Below are 16,626 nucleotides of genomic sequence, written 5' to 3'. Positions count from 1 at the left end.
ACACCCGTTCCCATACCGAACACGGAAGTTAAGCTTCTCAGCGCCGATGGTAGTTGGGGGCTGTCCCCCTGTGAGAGTAGGACGCTGCCGGGCATATGAAAGAGCACCTGATGAGTGCTCTTTTTTTGTATGTGGATGATTTATTGAATCCAAATATCTTCTTACTCATCTTTTTATGAAAAATGCATATATGCGTCACTTCAGCTAAAAAAATGCGCCACTTTCACTCATATATGTGCCAAAATTAAATGATATGCGCCACTCTTTATTCCGCCGTCTGTTTTAAAAGTCAAATCTGTTTGCAGCAAAGATGAAGTGTGCCAAATGTGAAATAAAAATCAAAACATGCGAGATAAAATCGAATTCCTGCTAGTTAAATCAAAAACCTGTTACATAAAATCCAATACATGATGGATCAAATCCGATTCATGCCAGATAAGCCCTACGGAATGCCTCAGATAAATCCCCAGTCTACAAGTAAGCATCCTTCCACTCCGCTATCCCTAAATTGCCCGCAAAAATCAGGTTACACATGCACAAGAAATCCGCGATCACTATCATCTTCCAGCTGCTTAGTGTTTCTTATCAGCCAAATATTGATAAATCAGATATGGCCCCTTTGAGGATGTAATCTGTAGAAAAGTCTGAATAAAAGGATAGTCTTTATTAGGCATCATTTTGATGAGTTCGCTCCACCATTCTGTTTCGTAGCGGGCAATCATGCTTAAATTATACAGCAGCAGGAAATGAATAAGAAGTTCAGGAAAATCAATCAGACCGTCTTTAGCAAGCGGAAAGAAAAACTTTCCGGCATCAAGACTATATCTTAAGGGCTTATAATTATATGTATTCAAGTTTTTTGCAGAAAATTTAAGGTCTAATCCCGCTGACTCCTGAAAGCATATATTAAAGTCTGATTTTGACTGCAGGTATTCAACAAAGCGGGACTCGGTCATATGAAAGCGATCGAGGATCATTCTTGGCAAAATGAATACATCCTTTTCCAGCTCTGCTTCAAGAAAAGTAGTTCGGCCCTCTGTCTGGCTGTACAAATAGTTAAGCTCGGGAATTTGGCCAAATAACTCTCCCATCGTTGTTTTTTCGCCTTCCAAATGTTTCATGTGGAACAATTTTTCTCCCATATAGGGGAAAAGCCCGCTTTTTTGAAATTTCACTTCGTCCTGAAAAAAATTATATTGCTGCTTTTTTCTTTTCCTGGTGGAGACCCCGTGTGCCAAAACAGAAGTGGTTTCCGGATAATTAGGGTCTACTGTCAGAATGCAGGCCTTGACAAGGTGAACAAGTCCATAAAAAAAGAGAATCGGCTTGATAACCAATGGTGCCTTCTCTGCCTGCTCGTAGTATACTTGTCCGTGTTCTAGATAGTATATAAAAGGGTAACTGTTTTCATAGCTCTTTTGTTCAGCCTGATCCAGGTTTTGCTTTTGGTAGCATTTCTTTAAAAATTCCTGTGAAGTGTTCGCAGAAAAGAAGTATAAAAAGGAGTTTTTAAGGTCAAATGAATGTATCACAGTGAAACCTCCGAATCTTTTGAAAAATCCAACATATTAATCCGTCCTTGACAGTATTTTGTCCAATTGATAACCTACTAATAATATTTTCGAGTCCAGGAGGTCAAAAAAGATGTGGGAAACTAAGTTTGCAAAAGAAGGTTTAACTTTTGATGATGTTTTACTGGTTCCATCGAAATCAGAGGTGCTTCCTCGTGATGTCAGCCTTAAAGTAAATTTGACTGAAAAGATTGCACTCAACATTCCAGTAATCAGTGCCGGAATGGATACGGTAACTGAAGCTGAAATGGCGATCGCTATGGCTCGCCAGGGCGGTTTGGGGGTTATCCATAAGAACATGTCCATTGAACAGCAGGCTGATCAGGTGGATAAAGTAAAGCGTTCAGAAAGCGGCGTTATTACTGACCCATTCTTTCTAACTCCAGAACAGCAGGTATTTGACGCAGAGCATTTAATGGGCAAGTACCGGATTTCCGGTGTGCCAATCGTTAATAATAATGAGGAACAAAAGCTTGTCGGCATTCTGACTAACCGTGACCTCCGATTCATTCAGGACTATTCGATAAAAATTTCCGATGTGATGACAAAAGAAAATCTTGTAACAGCTCCAGTTGGTACCACTTTGGATGAGGCAGAAAAAATTCTGCAGCAGCATAAAATTGAAAAATTGCCGCTAGTGGATGATGAAGGTGTTTTAAAAGGTTTAATTACCATTAAGGATATTGAAAAAGTAATTGAGTTTCCAAACTCGGCAAAAGATGAGCGCGGACGCCTGCTGGCAGGTGCAGCGGTCGGCGTAACCGGCGACACGATGAAGCGTGTTGAAATGCTAGTTAAATCACATGTAGATGTCATCGTAGTGGATACAGCACATGGACATTCAAAAGGGGTGCTTGATACCGTACGCGAAATCCGGAACGCTTATCCGGACCTGGCCATTATTGCCGGTAACGTGGCAACAGCTGAAGCGACAAAGGATTTGATTGAAGCAGGCGCAGATATCGTGAAAGTGGGAATCGGGCCTGGATCCATTTGTACAACACGTGTTGTTGCAGGTGTAGGTGTACCGCAAATTACAGCTGTATATGATTGTGCAACAGAAGCACGCAAGCATGGCAAATCAATCATCGCCGATGGCGGAATCAAATATTCAGGAGATATCGTGAAAGCATTGGCAGCAGGCGGACATGCCGTTATGCTTGGAAGCCTTCTTGCAGGAGTTTCTGAAAGCCCTGGCGAAACGGAAATTTTCCAGGGACGCCGATTCAAGGTATACAGAGGAATGGGTTCTGTTGCAGCCATGGAAAAAGGTTCAAAAGACCGTTACTTCCAGGAAGATAATAAAAAGTTTGTTCCAGAGGGAATCGAAGGGCGCATTGCTTATAAAGGGCCATTAGCCGATACCATCTACCAGCTTGTCGGCGGTATCCGTTCTGGAATGGGCTATTGCGGAACAAAGGATCTTCACGACCTCCGTGAAAATGCCCAATTTATTAAAATGACTGGTGCAGGCCTAAGAGAAAGTCATCCTCATGATGTGCAGATCACAAAAGAGGCGCCAAACTACTCACTATAATCAATACAAAGCAGAAGAGGGAAACCTTTTCTGCTTTTTTTTCGTCTCTGATAAAGATGATGGCAGTTTTTTAGCATCCTGCAGCGGAAATCATAGCCAGTTTAACAGAGTCATTTTATCCTAAAATATCCTGGGATCAAACCTAGGAAAATACTAATGCATAACTATGGGACAATCATGCCACGGGGCAGGCAGGAATAGGTAATTACTCTATCTATTCTTTGCACCAGAGTTATGATAAAATAACAAAAGTGTATTAAAACGTTGGAGGGCAGTAAATTGAAGAAAACATTTTACCGTAAGTCTATCGCTGGATTCCTTGCCTTGGTCATGATATTAGGTCTTTTACCTGGTATACATAAAGCTCATGCAGAAGATATCTTAAACATTAATGCAGATGCTGCTATTTTAGTAGATGCAGAGACCGGAAAAATTTTATATCAAAAAAATGCGGATAAAGTACTGGGCATTGCCAGTATGACTAAAATGATGACAGAATACCTGCTTCTTGAAGCCGTTGAAGAAGGCAAAGTGAAGTGGGACCAGGAATATGCAGTAAGTGAATATGTGTGGAAAGTTTCACAGGATCGCAATTTATCAAATGTCCCACTAAGAAGAGACGGAAAATACAATATCCGTGAATTGTATGAAGCAATGGCGATCTACTCTGCAAATGGTGCAACCATCGCAATTGCAGAAACGATTGCCGGTTCTGAGACAAACTTTGTTAAAATGATGAACGAAAAAGCTGCAGAGCTTGGATTAAAGGATTATAAATTTGTCAATTCCAGCGGTTTAAACAACCGTGATTTAAAGGGATCTCCTCCTGCAGGAGGCCCTGAAGAAGAAAACGTGATGTCAGCAAAAGATACAGCGATGCTGGCCAAGGAATTGATTAACCGATTCCCTGAAGTATTGGAAACAGCAAGTACCCCTAGAAAGACGTTCAGAGAGGGTACAGATGATGAAATTAAAATGGAAAACTGGAACTGGATGCTTCCAGAGCTAGTATATGGCTATGAAGGTGCAGATGGCCTTAAAACAGGTACGACTGACTTTGCCGGATACTGCTTTACCGGTACAGCCATGAGAGATGGCAACCGCTACATCAGTGTTGTCATGAACGCTAAAGGTGCGAATGGTCAGGCTACTTACAAATCCAGATTCGATGAAACAAAAAAAATGTTCGACTTTGGTTTCAGCAACTTCACGAAAGAAGAAATCGTTCCTGCCAACTATCAGGTGAAAGGCCAGAAAACAGTGCCTGTTACAAAAGGCAAAGAGGACAAAGTAAAGATTTCTTCTAAAGATGCAATCGAAATGGTTGTAAGAAACGGGGAAAAAGAAAACTATAAGCCTGTTCTTGTTCTTGATAAAGAGAAATTAAATGAAAACGGCGAATTGACAGCTCCTATTAAAAAAGGAGAAAAAATCGGCTATCTAACGATTGAATCGAAAGAGGACGGGAAGATTGAGTTCTTGTCCGATAAAGGCAAAGGCAATATTCAAGTGGATGTCGTAGCCGCTGAAAGTGTTGAAAAAGCAAACTGGTTCGTGCTGACTATGCGCAGCATCGGAGGTTTCTTCGGGGATGTTTGGGGAAGTGTTTCCTCAACTGTAAAAGGTTGGTTTTAAGAAAAAGGGCTTTCCTGTCTTGACAGGAGCCCTTTTTCATTGCATATTTTCAATAGGGAAAATTCCTAGTAAAATAATCTATTTTCCTTTTTTTGAAAAATGATTTTTATCATAATATTTAACCCATCCAAAGCAGATGGTATTTACGAAGGGGGATAAACATGAAGACAGGTACAGATCGTGTTAAACGGGGAATGGCAGAAATGCAAAAAGGCGGCGTTATTATGGACGTTGTTAACGCCGAGCAGGCAAAAATCGCAGAAGAAGCTGGTGCAGTAGCAGTTATGGCACTTGAACGCGTTCCTTCTGATATCCGTGCAGCCGGCGGTGTGGCACGCATGGCAGATCCGCGTATTATGGAAGAAGTAATGGGTGCAGTTTCAATCCCGGTAATGGCAAAAGCGCGTATCGGCCATATTGTAGAAGCTCGTCTGCTTGAAGCGATGGGTGTCGATTACATAGATGAGAGTGAAGTTTTAACTCCTGCTGATGAAGAATACCATCTTAATAAAAGAGACTACACAGTTCCATTCGTTTGCGGATGCCGTGACTTAGGCGAAGCAGCACGCCGTATTGGTGAAGGTGCTTCCATGCTTCGCACAAAGGGTGAGCCTGGAACTGGAAACATCGTTGAAGCTGTCCGCCATATCCGCAAGGTGAATGCACAGGTGCGCAAGGTTGTCGGCATGAACGAAGATGAATTAATGACAGAAGCTAAGCTTCTGGGAGCGCCATATGAGCTTCTTTTGGAAATCAAGAGCCTTGGACGCCTTCCAGTCGTAAACTTCGCAGCAGGCGGCGTTGCAACACCTGCAGATGCAGCTCTAATGATGGAGCTTGGTGCTGATGGAGTGTTCGTAGGATCAGGCATCTTCAAATCTGAAAACCCTGCGAAATTTGCACGTGCCATTGTGGAAGCAACTACACATTACCAGGACTACAAATTAATTGCTGAACTTTCAAAAGAACTAGGCACACCGATGAAGGGAATTGAAATTTCTTCATTGGCTCCTGAAGCTCGTATGCAGGAGCGCGGCTGGTAAGGAGAATTGAACATGATAAAGGTTGGAGTATTAGGGCTGCAGGGCGCGGTCAGAGAGCATGTTCTTTCTGTAGAAGCATCCGGCGCCGAAGCTGTAGTCATCAAACGCAAAGAGCAGCTTGACGAGGTAGACGGGCTTATCTTGCCTGGCGGCGAAAGCACGACCATGAGACGCTTGATTGATAAATATGATTTTATGGACAGCCTTAAGAAGTTTGCGCAATCAGGAAAGCCGATGTTCGGGACATGTGCAGGCTTAATTCTTCTTGCGAATAATATCATTGGCTATGATGAACCGCATATCGGTGTGATGGACGTCCAGGTGGAAAGAAATTCATTTGGCCGCCAGCGCGAAAGCTTCGAGGCGGATGTTGATATTGCCGGAGTGGCAGAAGATTTTGCAGCTGTATTCATTCGTGCACCGCATATTGTGGAGGCTGGAGAGAATGTTGAAATCCTGGCCAAGCACAATGGCCGGATTGTGGCGGCGCGCGAAGGCAGATTCCTCGGATGCTCATTCCATCCGGAACTAACGGATGACCATCGCCTGACAGGCTATTTCGTTGAAATGATCAAAGAGTCCAAGCAATTAACAATTTGAATATTTTGGTTGCAAATGGAACATAATTGTAGTACATTATGAATTACAAAATTCTTATAGCTGAAAAGCAATGAGAGGAACTAGTAACAGGACTTTGTTCTAAAAGAGAGCCGGTGGCTGGTGGAAACCGGTGAATAAACCCTGTGAATCCATCCTCGAGCAAAGCATGGAACACCCGGTACTACTCGGGAAAAGTAAATGCTTTCGGTTAAAACCGTTATGGATTTAAGGTGGAAAGCTCATGCTTTCAACTAGGGTGGCAACGCGGGTAACTCTCGTCCCTTTTTTGGGGACGGGAGTTTTTTGTGTTTTAAACTATTTTCAGGAGGTACTAAAAAATGCTGGACATTAAGTTTTTAAGAGCCAATTTTGAAGAAGTGAAAAACAAGCTTCAGCACCGTGGCGAAGATTTAACCGATCTTGGAAAATTCGAAGATCTGGATGTAAAAAGACGTGAGCTAATTGTAGAAGCAGAACAGCTGAAGAGCAAAAGAAATGAAGTATCCCAGCAGGTGGCTGCCTTAAAGCGCGAAAAGCAGGATGCAGACCATTTAATCGCTGAAATGAGAGAAGTCGGCGATAAAATCAAGGCATTGGATGAGGAGCTCCGTACAGTCGAGGAAGAATTGGACCAATTGCTGCTGAGCATTCCGAACATTCCGCATGAAAGTGTGCCTGTCGGCGAAACAGAAGATGATAATGTGGAAATCCGCAAATGGGGAGAAGTCCGTGAATTTGATTTCGAGCCAAAGCCGCACTGGGATGTTGCGACAGATCTTGATCTCCTTGATTTCGAACGTGCGAGCAAAGTAACAGGCAGCCGCTTTGTATTCTACAAAGGCCTTGGTGCCCGCCTTGAGCGAGCCTTATTCAACTTCATGCTTGATTTGCACACAGACGAGCATGGCTATAAGGAGGTTCTTCCTCCGTACATGGTTAACCGTGCAAGCATGACAGGAACAGGACAGCTTCCGAAATTCGAGGAAGATGCATTCCTAATTGAAAGCGAAGATTATTTTCTGATTCCAACCGCTGAGGTGCCTGTCACCAATATGCATAGGGAAGAGATTCTGAATGCAGACGAGCTTCCGATAAACTATGCGGCATTTAGTGCATGCTTCCGTTCTGAAGCGGGTTCTGCCGGCCGTGACACTCGCGGGCTTATCCGCCAGCACCAGTTTAACAAAGTCGAGCTTGTGAAATTTGTTAAGCCAGAAGAGTCTTATGAGGAACTTGAAAAGCTGACAGGACACGCGGAAAAAGTCCTTCAGATGCTTGGCCTTCCATACCGTGTGATGAGCATGTGTACGGGCGATCTTGGATTCACAGCTGCGAAGAAATACGATATCGAAGTTTGGATTCCAAGCTATAACACGTATAGAGAAATATCTTCTTGCAGTAACTTTGAAGGATTCCAGGCAAGACGTGCAAATATCCGCTTCCGCCGCGAGGCAAAAGGCAAGCCGGAGCATGTGCACACACTGAATGGATCTGGCCTTGCGATCGGCCGCACGGTGGCAGCTATTCTAGAAAATTATCAGCAGGCTGACGGAAGTGTCATCATTCCGGAGGTATTGCGTCCGTATATGGGCAATCGCGAAGTTATAAAGCCTTAATTGAAGAGCGGGTTTTGATCCGCTCTTTTTTTTATAAAAATAATGTTGACATGCCTATTTAGAAATGATATAGTATTTCTTGTCGATGCGGAGGAATACCCAAGTCTGGCTGAAGGGATCGGTCTTGAAAACCGACAGGCGGGTCAAACCGCGCAGGGGTTCGAATCCCCTTTCCTCCTCCATTTTAATTGACATCTAACACGCGCATAAAAATTGGAGATACATAAAACCGCTGATGATCAGCGGTTTTTTTGTTATATAATTTCATTCTGTTGAAATTGACAGATAAAAATATTTTTTGGAGGACCGGGGAAAGAATTTCGTCAGCGATTCTCATTTCTGCTAAGTACTCGGGGCCATTAATCAAACAGCAAAAAACCGCCTAAATGGCGGTTATTTTTTTAATAATTGAGTTTGTCTTAAAAAGTAAGAAATGCGCTCTACAATCGGCTCAATGGATTGCTCATTCTGAATGATGTCATAGTCATTGATATTCAGGCGCAGGACCGGGCATGCGTTAAAGCTGTTAATCCAATTTTCATAGCGCTGGTGCATTTCTTCCCAGTAGGAAATAGGTGTCTGCTGCTCCATCGGACGGCCGCGCTCCTGGATGCGGGAAAGAATATCATCAAGGGATCCTTCCAGATAAATAAGCAAATCAGGGTGCGGGAAATAAGGTGTCATCACCATCGCATCAAATAAGCTGGTGTAAGTTTCGTAATCTACCTTTGACATGGTGCCTTTTTCATAATGCATTCTCGCAAATATGCCGGTGTCTTCATAAATGGATCGGTCCTGAACAAAGCCCCCGCCATATTCGAAGATGCGCTTCTGGTCCTTGAACCGTTCCGCCAGGAAGTATACCTGCAGGTGGAAGCTCCAGCGGTTGAAATCTGCATAGAATTTATCCAGGTAAGGGTTCGTATCAACCTTTTCGAAAGAGGTTCGGAACCCCAGTGCGTCCGCAAGCGCATTGGTCATCGTTGATTTTCCGACTCCGACGGTTCCGGCAATCGTGATCACTGCGTTCGAAGGAATCTCGTATTTTTGCCTTAGATTCATAAGTGTATGCTCCTCTTTTTTAATGATGTCGACAATGTATCGAATATATGCATTAAGTCTGATTCATTTTTCACAAAATCCAGCTGATCTCCATTGAAACGGATCACTGGAATATCCGGGTGCTGCCTCTCGAACTCATTCATAGCCGTTTCATAATCAAGGGATAATTGCTCGAGATATAATGGACTGATATTCTTTTCAATTTCACGGCCCCGCAGCTCGATTCGATCGAGCAGTGTTTCAAGGCTTGCATTGAGATAGATAATGACATTCGGCTTTGGCATATCACCTGTCAGAATGTCATAGATCTTCAAATACTTCTGATACTCATTCTGATTTAATGTGCGCTGGGCAAAAATAAGATTCTTGAAAATATGATAATCAGCCACAACAGGCTTTTTTTGAGCAAGGTAGTGATTGTTGATATCAACCAGCTGTTTGTAGCGGTTGCAGAGGAAAAACATTTCAGTCTGAAAGCTCCATTCCTCAATGTTTTCATAGAATTTACCCAAAAAAGGATTTTCATCAACAATTTCTTTTAAGAGTGCATACTGAAATTTTTCAGAAATCGCTTTAGCGAGAGATGTTTTCCCAACGCCAATCGGCCCCTCTACTGTAATAAAAGGTATTCCCCCCATATTGATCGTCCTCCTGCATTGCTTATTTATCTATAGAAACCATTTATAGGTACGTTCCAAAATGACACAAAGCTTATTTTATCACAGTATGGAGTGGATGGGATATGGAATTTAAGCTGGAAATAAGAAAATAAGAGCATATAGTCTGAAAAATAAAAAAGCTGCCTGTAAGCGGCAGCTGCTGAGAGATCAAGCTCTTTTTGTCACGTTGAAGTTTTCTGTAATCAGAAGCCAATTTTGCGGGAAAGAAAGGCCAAGTTTCCAGTAGCTCATTCCCCGCAGCTTCAGTTCCTTGATTAAATCAAATTTGGCCTGGATGGAGCGGGCATCCTCAAACCAGACCTCGTGCCTTTTGCCGTCAGGTGCTGTGTAATTGAAAAATGGCGCCTGCGCCTGGTAATCATATTGAATGGCTGCATTATTTTCTGCAGCGATTTGTATGGCCTGCTGCGGGCTGACTGCTCTTGCAGTGGTGCCCTGAACAAAAGGAAGCGTCCAGTCATAACCATATAGGTTCTGGCCCATCATAATTTTGGAAGAAGGCATCTCACTAATGGCATATTCTAAAACCTGCCGCACTGGGCCAATCGGGGAAACAGCCATTGCAGGGCCTCCACTGTAGCCCCATTCATAGGTCATGATCACGACAAAATCAACAATCTCCCCATGGGCTTTATAATCATGGGCCTCATACCAGAGGCCTTGCTGTTCTGCACTTGTTTTCGGAGCCAATGCTGTAGAAATCAGCCAGCCTTCCTGCTCGAATCTTGCCTTCGCTTTTCTGAGAAAATTGTTATAGGCTTCCCGGTCAGCGGGGCGCAGAAACTCGAAATCAAAATGAATATCCCTGAAGTCATATTTTTTTGCTGTGGCTGTAATGTTATTCAGGAATTTATTCTGAATCGCCATATCATTTAACAATATCCTGCCGAGTTCATCACTGAACTGATCGTTTTCCTGATTGGTAATAACCATCATCAATACATTATTATTGGCTCTCGCTATGGCCGGGAAATCATTCAGAAGCGGCTCCTTCAAAGAACCATCTCGAAGGGCCTGGAAACTGAAAGGTGCCAGATAGGTCAAATAAGGCGCAGCCTCTCTTGCGCTTTCTACCAGTTCAGGGGCGACTGTATCGCCTCTTGGCTCCACATAGGCATTGAACTCTGCGTTCGTTTTCGGGCGTGGCGGGATATAAAGGCGGAACCCCACCTGCAGCGGCTGGCTCACCGAAATCCCATTGACAGATGCGAGCTGCTGATAAGAAATGCCGAACCTTCTTGAAATTGAGTAAAGGCTGTCTCCGGGCTGAACCCAATAAAAGCGTCCTATTATCGGAATAACAAGTGTCTGGCCGATCACCAGATTATTTGGATTGGGAATTTCATTTGCCTCTATCAGATCTTCAACCGTCGTTCCATATGCCTGGGCAATGCCGAACAAAGACTGGTTTTGCTGAACCACATGAATCTGCAATCTATCTCCCTCCCTGAAAAACACGTCTTAGAACACTACTGCCATTTTATGAAGGAAACATAGAAGAAATGTTATAATTGTTTTCAGAGAAAGAAGATATATTGGCCTTTAATACTTTTTCCATCATCTTTAAGGTATTTTCATTATCGTGGTCATCATTAGAAGCGGTGCAGTCATGCGGTATATGTAAATGATATTCTCTCATATAGGCATCATTGGCCGAAAATAGGACACAGATATTGCCAGCGATGCCTGTCATGACAAGCATATTGACGCCGAGCTGGTGCAGAAGGGTATTTAAGGCAGTGCCATAAAAGGCGGAATGCTTAGGCTTTATTAAAAAATAATCATCCGGCGATGGGTGCATCTCATGAAGGATAGGTGCACTGATAGGATTGCGGCAATGAGTCGTAATTGTATCCAGATCAGCCTGCCAGAGATTATAATGATCATTCACATAAATGACAGGGAGATCCTGCTCATAGAAAGCGGTCTTTAATGTATTGAAGGGTTTTGCGATATTCAAAGCTTTGTCAGCAAGGATCCTTCCATGGTGGAAATTAAAGTCGTTAATCATGTCAATAATGATAAGAGCCGGTCTATAGGCTTGCGGATTTTTCATGGTATCGCTCCTTTAAGGTTATTTTTTGTAAAAGGGGCGGCTTTTACACAGATGTTAAGAGAAGGAATGAAGATATAATGAGGCAAGCATCATTCACTGAAGATGAACTGTATATGCAGGAGGCCATTAAAGAAGCAAAGCTGGCGGAAGGTCTGGAAGAAGTTCCAATTGGGGCAGTCATTGTTCTGGAAGGGGAAATCATTGCCCGGGCACATAATCTGAGAGAAGTGAATCAGACTGCGATTGCGCATGCAGAACTGCTTGCCATTGATCAGGCATGCAAAAACCTCGGAACCTGGCGGCTGGAGAATGCTGTTCTTTATGTTACCTTAGAGCCTTGTCCGATGTGTTCGGGATCCATTATTCTCTCGCGCATCAAAAAGGTGGTGTATGGGGCTAAGGATCCAAAGGGAGGCTGTGCCGGGACGCTTATGAATCTATTGCAGGATGAGCGGTTCAATCACCAGAGTGAAGTTGTGCCAGGGGTGTTGGAAGAAGAATGCGGCGAGATGCTTTCGAGCTTTTTCAGAGGGTTGCGAAAGCGCAAGAAAGAAGAGAAAAAAAGAAGGCAATTGCTGCAGATGGAACTTGATACAGGAATTGACAATGGTTAGGCATTGCTTTTTCACCTAAATGTTAGTATACTTATAAATGCGTCGGACAAAGACGCAACTAAATATGGTATCAACTTTGCCGTGCTAGGCGGGGAGGTAGCGGTGCCCTGTACTCGCAATCCGCTCTAGCGAGGCTGAATCCCTTCCCGAGGCTGATGTCCTGTAGGGCCTGCCTTAAGTAAGTGGTGTTGACGCCCGGGTCCTGCGCAATGGGAATCCATGAATCATGTCAGGTCCGGAAGGAAGCAGCATTAAGTGGAAGCTCCCATGTGCCGCAGGGTTGCCTGGGCCGAGCTAACTGCTTAAGTAACGCCTATGGGCGTCAGTCGACGGAAGGTGCACGGCAGTTTATATTGTAAATAAAACTCATCCTTTTGCAGGATGGGTTTTTTGTTGTAATTTATTTCGCTCTAGGTTTTGTAAAAAGGAAAATAGATACGTTATAATAGATAAAGGACTATACATAGGAAGGGGGCGTGTCAGTGAGTTATCAAGCTTTATATCGTGTTTGGCGTCCGCAGCAGTTCATCGATGTCGTCGGACAGGAACATGTGACAAAGACTTTGCAAAACGCCCTGCTTCAGGAGAAGATATCACACGCCTATCTGTTTTCCGGCCCCCGCGGAACAGGTAAAACAAGTGCAGCTAAAATTCTCGCAAAGGCTGTTAACTGCGAGAAGGCTCCGGTTACTGAACCGTGCAATGAGTGTGCTGCCTGCAGAGGCATTACAGACGGTTCTATTCCTGATGTCATTGAAATTGATGCTGCATCCAATAATGGTGTAGAAGAAATCAGGGATATCAGGGACAAAGTGAAATATGCCCCGAACGCTGTAAAGTATAAGGTTTACATCGTCGATGAGGTACATATGCTTTCCATTGGCGCTTTCAATGCCCTGTTAAAGACGCTTGAAGAGCCGCCTAAGCATGTCATATTTATTTTAGCCACTACAGAGCCTCATAAAATTCCACTGACGATAATTTCCCGGTGCCAGCGATTCGATTTTAAACGGATTACGGCTCAGGCGATAACAGGGAGAATGAAGCTGATTGCGGATGAAACAGGTGCAGCATATGAGGACCAGGCACTGCAGATCATTGCGAGAGCCGCAGAAGGCGGTATGCGTGATGCCCTTAGCTTGCTTGACCAGGCAATTTCCTTCAGCCAGGATCGTGTTACAGTTGAAGATGCCCTGTCTGTAACAGGTGCTGTGTCACAAGGGTTTCTGAATAAGCTGGCAAGAGCGGTTAAAGACAGGGATGCCGCATCCGGGCTGGGATTTCTGGAAGAGCTCCTTTTTCAGGGGAAAGATCCAGCCCGTTTTATAGAAGACTTTATCCTGTATTACCGGGATATGCTCTTATATAAAGCAGCTCCAAGGCTGGAGGAATCATTGGAAAGAGTCATGCTTGATGAAGAATTCCAGCAGCTTGCCCAGGAAGTGGAGCCGGAAGAGCTCTATGAACTGATTGAGGTGCTGAACAAAGCCCAGCAGGAAATGCGATGGACCAACCATCCGAGGATTTTCCTGGAGGTGGCGATTGTGAAGCTGTGCCAGCTTGAACAGCGAGAGAAATCAGGACAGTCTGCAGACATCAAGCCGCTGATGCAAAAAATCGAACAGCTTCAGCATGAGCTGGCGGAATTAAAGAAAAACGGCATAGCGGTAAAAGATGATGGAGCTCCTGCTGTACAGAAAAAACCGCAGAGAAGTTCACGTAAAGGATTCCAGGCACCAGTAGGAAAAGTGAATGAAGTCCTGAAGCAGGCAACGAAAAACGACCTGGTGGCTGTAAAAAGCCGCTGGGGTGAAATGCTGAATCTGCTTGTTCAAAACCAGATGCGCTCTCAGGCAGCGCTTCTCAATGAAGCAGAACCTGTTGCCGCATCCGAAACAGCTCTTATCGTAAAGTTCAAATATGAAATCCACTGTCAGATGGCCATGGATAATGCGAAATTCCTGGATACACTGGCGAATGTCATGTTTGAGCTATTAGGCAAGAGATTGCAGCTGGTTGGCATTCCGGATGAACAATGGCAAAGTGTCAGGGAGGATTTCCTGCGCAGCCAGCGTGACGGAGATGAGTCTGGTGAGGGCTTCGGCAGAAATGAGGAAGAGCCCCATGTGGCTGAAGCGGTCAAATTATTTGGCGCTGAACTAATTGAAATTAAAGAATAGAAAATAGCTGGAGGTATGTAAAATGCGCGGTGGAATGGGAAATATGCAAAATATGATGAAACAAATGCAGAAAATGCAAAAGAAGATGGCTCAGGCACAGGAAGAGCTTGGCGAAAAAAGAATTGAAGGAACAGCTGGCGGCGGAATGGTGACTGTCATTGTATCCGGACATAAACAAGTATTAGAAGTAAACATCAAAGAAGAAGTTGTTGATCCGGAAGATATTGATATGCTTCAGGACCTTGTTCTGGCGGCAACGAACGATGCACTGAAAAAAGCGGATGACTTAACAAACGACACAATGGGCCAATTTACTAAAGGAATGAACCTGCCGGGAATGTTTTAATAAAACGTCCTGAACGAGTGCTTTCTTGCATGTTTTATCTATAATAGAGTTATGCACGAAAGAACGGACAGGCTGAGCGCCAGCGAACATAGACTGATGGGAATCTTCATCAGTCCGTCATGCTCGCGGCGCTTTTCCTTTTCATATAGGAGGAATTATACATGCACTATCCTGAACCAATATCAAAGCTGATTGACAGCTTTATGAAATTGCCCGGAATCGGCCCAAAAACGGCTGCGCGTCTGGCGTTTTTTGTTTTAAGTATGAAAGAAGATACTGTGCTGGATTTTGCCAAGGCGCTTGTCAATGCGAAAAGAAATTTATCTTACTGCTCTGTCTGCGGCCATATCACTGATCAGGACCCGTGTTATATTTGTGAGGACCAGAGACGCGACCGGTCAGTAATCTGTGTGGTCCAGGATCCGAAAGATGTTATTGCCATGGAAAAGATGAAGGAATATAACGGACTTTATCATGTCCTTCACGGAGCCATTTCACCGATGGATGGAATAGGGCCGGAAGATATCAATATTCCTGATTTATTGAAAAGGCTTCAGGATGAAACAGTACAGGAAATTATTCTTGCCACCAATCCTAATATCGAAGGGGAAGCAACAGCCATGTATATCTCCCGCCTGATTAAGCCATCCGGCATAAAGGCTACCCGGATTGCCCATGGCCTGCCAGTGGGCGGAGACTTAGAGTATGCTGATGAAGTAACGCTATCAAAAGCATTAGAAGGCAGAAGAGAAGTTTAAGTACGGAGGCGGAATTTATGTTTTTTCGCAGGAAAGGATGGCTTCGAAGCGAGTTTGATGAGAAGCTTTTGGAGCAGCTGAACAGATTGAAAACAGATTGGAACAACCAGAAATCGCTAGTGGAAAAGAGCTTTGATCCATCCCCTGAAGCAATCAGCCAGGCGAAGCTGGCCGAAGCTAAGTACTTTTTTCTTTTCAGGGAAGCTAAAAAGAGAAATGTAAGAGTCAGAATGTAGTTTGTTCCCATTGCGGAAAGAAAATCAATCATTACAAAATACTTGTCCTCCTCCAAGGTCTTTTTTGTACGCGCTAATCATAAATTAGTAGTACAAGTTTCCTGAAAGGAGGATTTTTCTTTTGGACCCTATTGCAGTGATCTCCATTTTAGGAGGGTTAATCTTATTGCTTCTATTTATAGGAGCTCCAGTAAAGCCAGTAAGATTTATAGGGCAGGGAGCCATTAAACTGATCATAGGAGCCCTCTTTCTATTTTTCTTAAATGCATTCGGCAATCAGGCTGGCATACATGTTCCCATAAACCTGGCCACTTCGGCCATTTCCGGATTTCTAGGCATTCCTGGATTGTTTGCACTCGTTGCCATACAGACATGGATTATTTAATTGTACAGCCGTTTAATGCGGCTTTTTTCTTTTTTAATTTTTTTTAGTGATTCTGTTGACAGTTCTTTTTAACGGTGGTAATATATTAAAAGTCGTCACCACGACGCGATAAAAACATCTTAAAAAAGATGTTGACATTGATTCGTGAGAATGATATATTAATAAAGTCGCCTCAAGCGGCGGATTGATCTTTGAAAACTGAACGAACAAAAACGTCAACGTTAATTCTTTAGTCTTTTTTGAAAAGACAACTTATGAGCTTAATCAACTCTTATATGGAGAGTTTGATCCTGGCTCAGGACGAACG

Annotated in this window: 16 protein-coding genes, 1 tRNA gene, 1 rRNA gene, 1 other RNA gene and 1 other annotated feature; of the genes, 14 read left to right on the top strand and 5 right to left on the bottom strand. The window is 43.7% G+C overall.

Annotated features, from left to right (window positions below):
* A 5S ribosomal RNA gene (gene rrf, locus NR125_RS28255) occupies window positions 1-93 on the top strand; the annotation flags it as partial.
* A gap of 479 nt (window positions 94-572) precedes the next feature.
* Here the strand turns inward: rrf and NR125_RS28250 are convergent.
* Complete coding sequence (locus NR125_RS28250; protein ID WP_019383450.1) at window positions 573-1,532, bottom strand: YaaC family protein; 960 nt, start codon at window positions 1,530-1,532, stop codon at window positions 573-575.
* 112 nt (window positions 1,533-1,644) lie between these two features.
* On the opposite strand from NR125_RS28250, the gene guaB reads away from it, so the two are divergent.
* The 6 genes from guaB to NR125_RS28220 all read left to right on the top strand — a co-directional run bounded on the left by guaB (window position 1,645) and on the right by NR125_RS28220 (window position 8,184).
* A complete protein-coding gene (gene guaB, locus NR125_RS28245; protein ID WP_009336762.1) occupies window positions 1,645-3,108 on the top strand; it encodes an IMP dehydrogenase in 1,464 nt (487 codons plus the stop codon).
* A gap of 330 nt (window positions 3,109-3,438) precedes the next feature.
* Window positions 3,439-4,743: a D-alanyl-D-alanine carboxypeptidase family protein gene (locus NR125_RS28240; RefSeq protein WP_226280800.1), complete on the top strand. Its 1,305-nt coding sequence runs from the start codon at window positions 3,439-3,441 to the stop codon at window positions 4,741-4,743.
* Window positions 4,744-4,904: 161 nt separating this feature from the next.
* The gene (gene pdxS, locus NR125_RS28235) at window positions 4,905-5,786 is read left to right on the top strand and encodes a pyridoxal 5'-phosphate synthase lyase subunit PdxS (RefSeq protein WP_009336764.1); all 882 of its coding nucleotides are present in this window, start codon (window positions 4,905-4,907) and stop codon (window positions 5,784-5,786) included.
* A 12-nt stretch (window positions 5,787-5,798) separates the two neighbouring features.
* Window positions 5,799-6,386 carry a pyridoxal 5'-phosphate synthase glutaminase subunit PdxT gene (gene pdxT, locus NR125_RS28230; RefSeq protein ID WP_256816659.1) on the top strand — a complete coding sequence of 196 codons (588 nt, stop codon included), beginning with the start codon at window positions 5,799-5,801 and terminating at the stop codon, window positions 6,384-6,386.
* Between the two features lie 61 nt (window positions 6,387-6,447).
* Window positions 6,448-6,672, top strand: a binding site (T-box leader).
* Between the two features lie 52 nt (window positions 6,673-6,724).
* Entirely contained in the window at window positions 6,725-8,002 is a 1,278-nt protein-coding gene (gene serS, locus NR125_RS28225) for a serine--tRNA ligase (protein ID WP_071157667.1), read from the top strand.
* 89 nt (window positions 8,003-8,091) lie between these two features.
* Window positions 8,092-8,184: transfer RNA gene (locus NR125_RS28220), tRNA-Ser, on the top strand.
* Between the two features lie 211 nt (window positions 8,185-8,395).
* Here NR125_RS28220 and NR125_RS28215 read toward each other — a convergent pair.
* The 4 genes from NR125_RS28215 to NR125_RS28200 form a co-directional block, all read right to left on the bottom strand.
* Window positions 8,396-9,064, bottom strand: coding sequence for a deoxynucleoside kinase (locus tag NR125_RS28215; protein ID WP_009336768.1), 669 nt, complete (start codon window positions 9,062-9,064; stop codon window positions 8,396-8,398).
* Window positions 9,061-9,702 (bottom strand): deoxynucleoside kinase, encoded by a 642-nt coding sequence (locus NR125_RS28210; protein WP_009336769.1) that lies wholly within the window; start codon window positions 9,700-9,702, stop codon window positions 9,061-9,063. Before NR125_RS28210 ends, NR125_RS28215 begins: the two co-directional genes overlap by 4 nt.
* A gap of 189 nt (window positions 9,703-9,891) precedes the next feature.
* On the bottom strand, window positions 9,892-11,178 hold the full coding sequence (locus tag NR125_RS28205) for a LysM peptidoglycan-binding domain-containing protein (RefSeq protein ID WP_256816658.1): 1,287 nt from the start codon (window positions 11,176-11,178) through the stop codon (window positions 9,892-9,894).
* 46 nt (window positions 11,179-11,224) lie between these two features.
* Window positions 11,225-11,800 carry a cysteine hydrolase family protein gene (locus NR125_RS28200; RefSeq protein WP_256816656.1) on the bottom strand — a complete coding sequence of 192 codons (576 nt, stop codon included), beginning with the start codon at window positions 11,798-11,800 and terminating at the stop codon, window positions 11,225-11,227.
* 77 nt (window positions 11,801-11,877) lie between these two features.
* On the opposite strand from NR125_RS28200, the gene tadA reads away from it, so the two are divergent.
* The 7 genes from tadA (at window position 11,878) to NR125_RS28165 (ending at window position 16,319) form a co-directional block, all read left to right on the top strand.
* Complete coding sequence (tadA, locus tag NR125_RS28195; protein ID WP_009336772.1) at window positions 11,878-12,414, top strand: tRNA adenosine(34) deaminase TadA; 537 nt, start codon at window positions 11,878-11,880, stop codon at window positions 12,412-12,414.
* 79 nt (window positions 12,415-12,493) lie between these two features.
* An RNA gene (gene ffs, locus NR125_RS28190) (signal recognition particle sRNA large type) lies at window positions 12,494-12,758 on the top strand.
* Between the two features lie 138 nt (window positions 12,759-12,896).
* Window positions 12,897-14,594, top strand: a complete 1,698-nt coding sequence (gene dnaX / locus NR125_RS28185) for a DNA polymerase III subunit gamma/tau (RefSeq protein WP_009336773.1) — start codon at window positions 12,897-12,899, stop codon at window positions 14,592-14,594.
* 22 nt (window positions 14,595-14,616) lie between these two features.
* Window positions 14,617-14,940: a YbaB/EbfC family nucleoid-associated protein gene (locus tag NR125_RS28180; protein WP_009336774.1), complete on the top strand. Its 324-nt coding sequence runs from the start codon at window positions 14,617-14,619 to the stop codon at window positions 14,938-14,940.
* Between the two features lie 161 nt (window positions 14,941-15,101).
* Window positions 15,102-15,698, top strand: coding sequence for a recombination mediator RecR (gene recR / locus NR125_RS28175; protein WP_009336775.1), 597 nt, complete (start codon window positions 15,102-15,104; stop codon window positions 15,696-15,698).
* Between the two features lie 17 nt (window positions 15,699-15,715).
* On the top strand, window positions 15,716-15,934 hold the full coding sequence (locus NR125_RS28170; protein ID WP_009336776.1) for a YaaL family protein: 219 nt from the start codon (window positions 15,716-15,718) through the stop codon (window positions 15,932-15,934).
* Window positions 15,935-16,055: 121 nt separating this feature from the next.
* Complete coding sequence (locus NR125_RS28165; RefSeq protein ID WP_009336777.1) at window positions 16,056-16,319, top strand: pro-sigmaK processing inhibitor BofA family protein; 264 nt, start codon at window positions 16,056-16,058, stop codon at window positions 16,317-16,319.
* Window positions 16,320-16,626 lie beyond the last annotated feature (307 nt).

Origin of the sequence: Cytobacillus sp. Bac17 (genome assembly GCF_024519925.1) — a bacterium.
Classification (GTDB): Bacteria; Bacillota; Bacilli; order Bacillales; family Cytobacillaceae; genus Cytobacillus; species Cytobacillus pseudoceanisediminis.
This window is presented reverse-complemented; position numbering and strand designations above follow the sequence as displayed.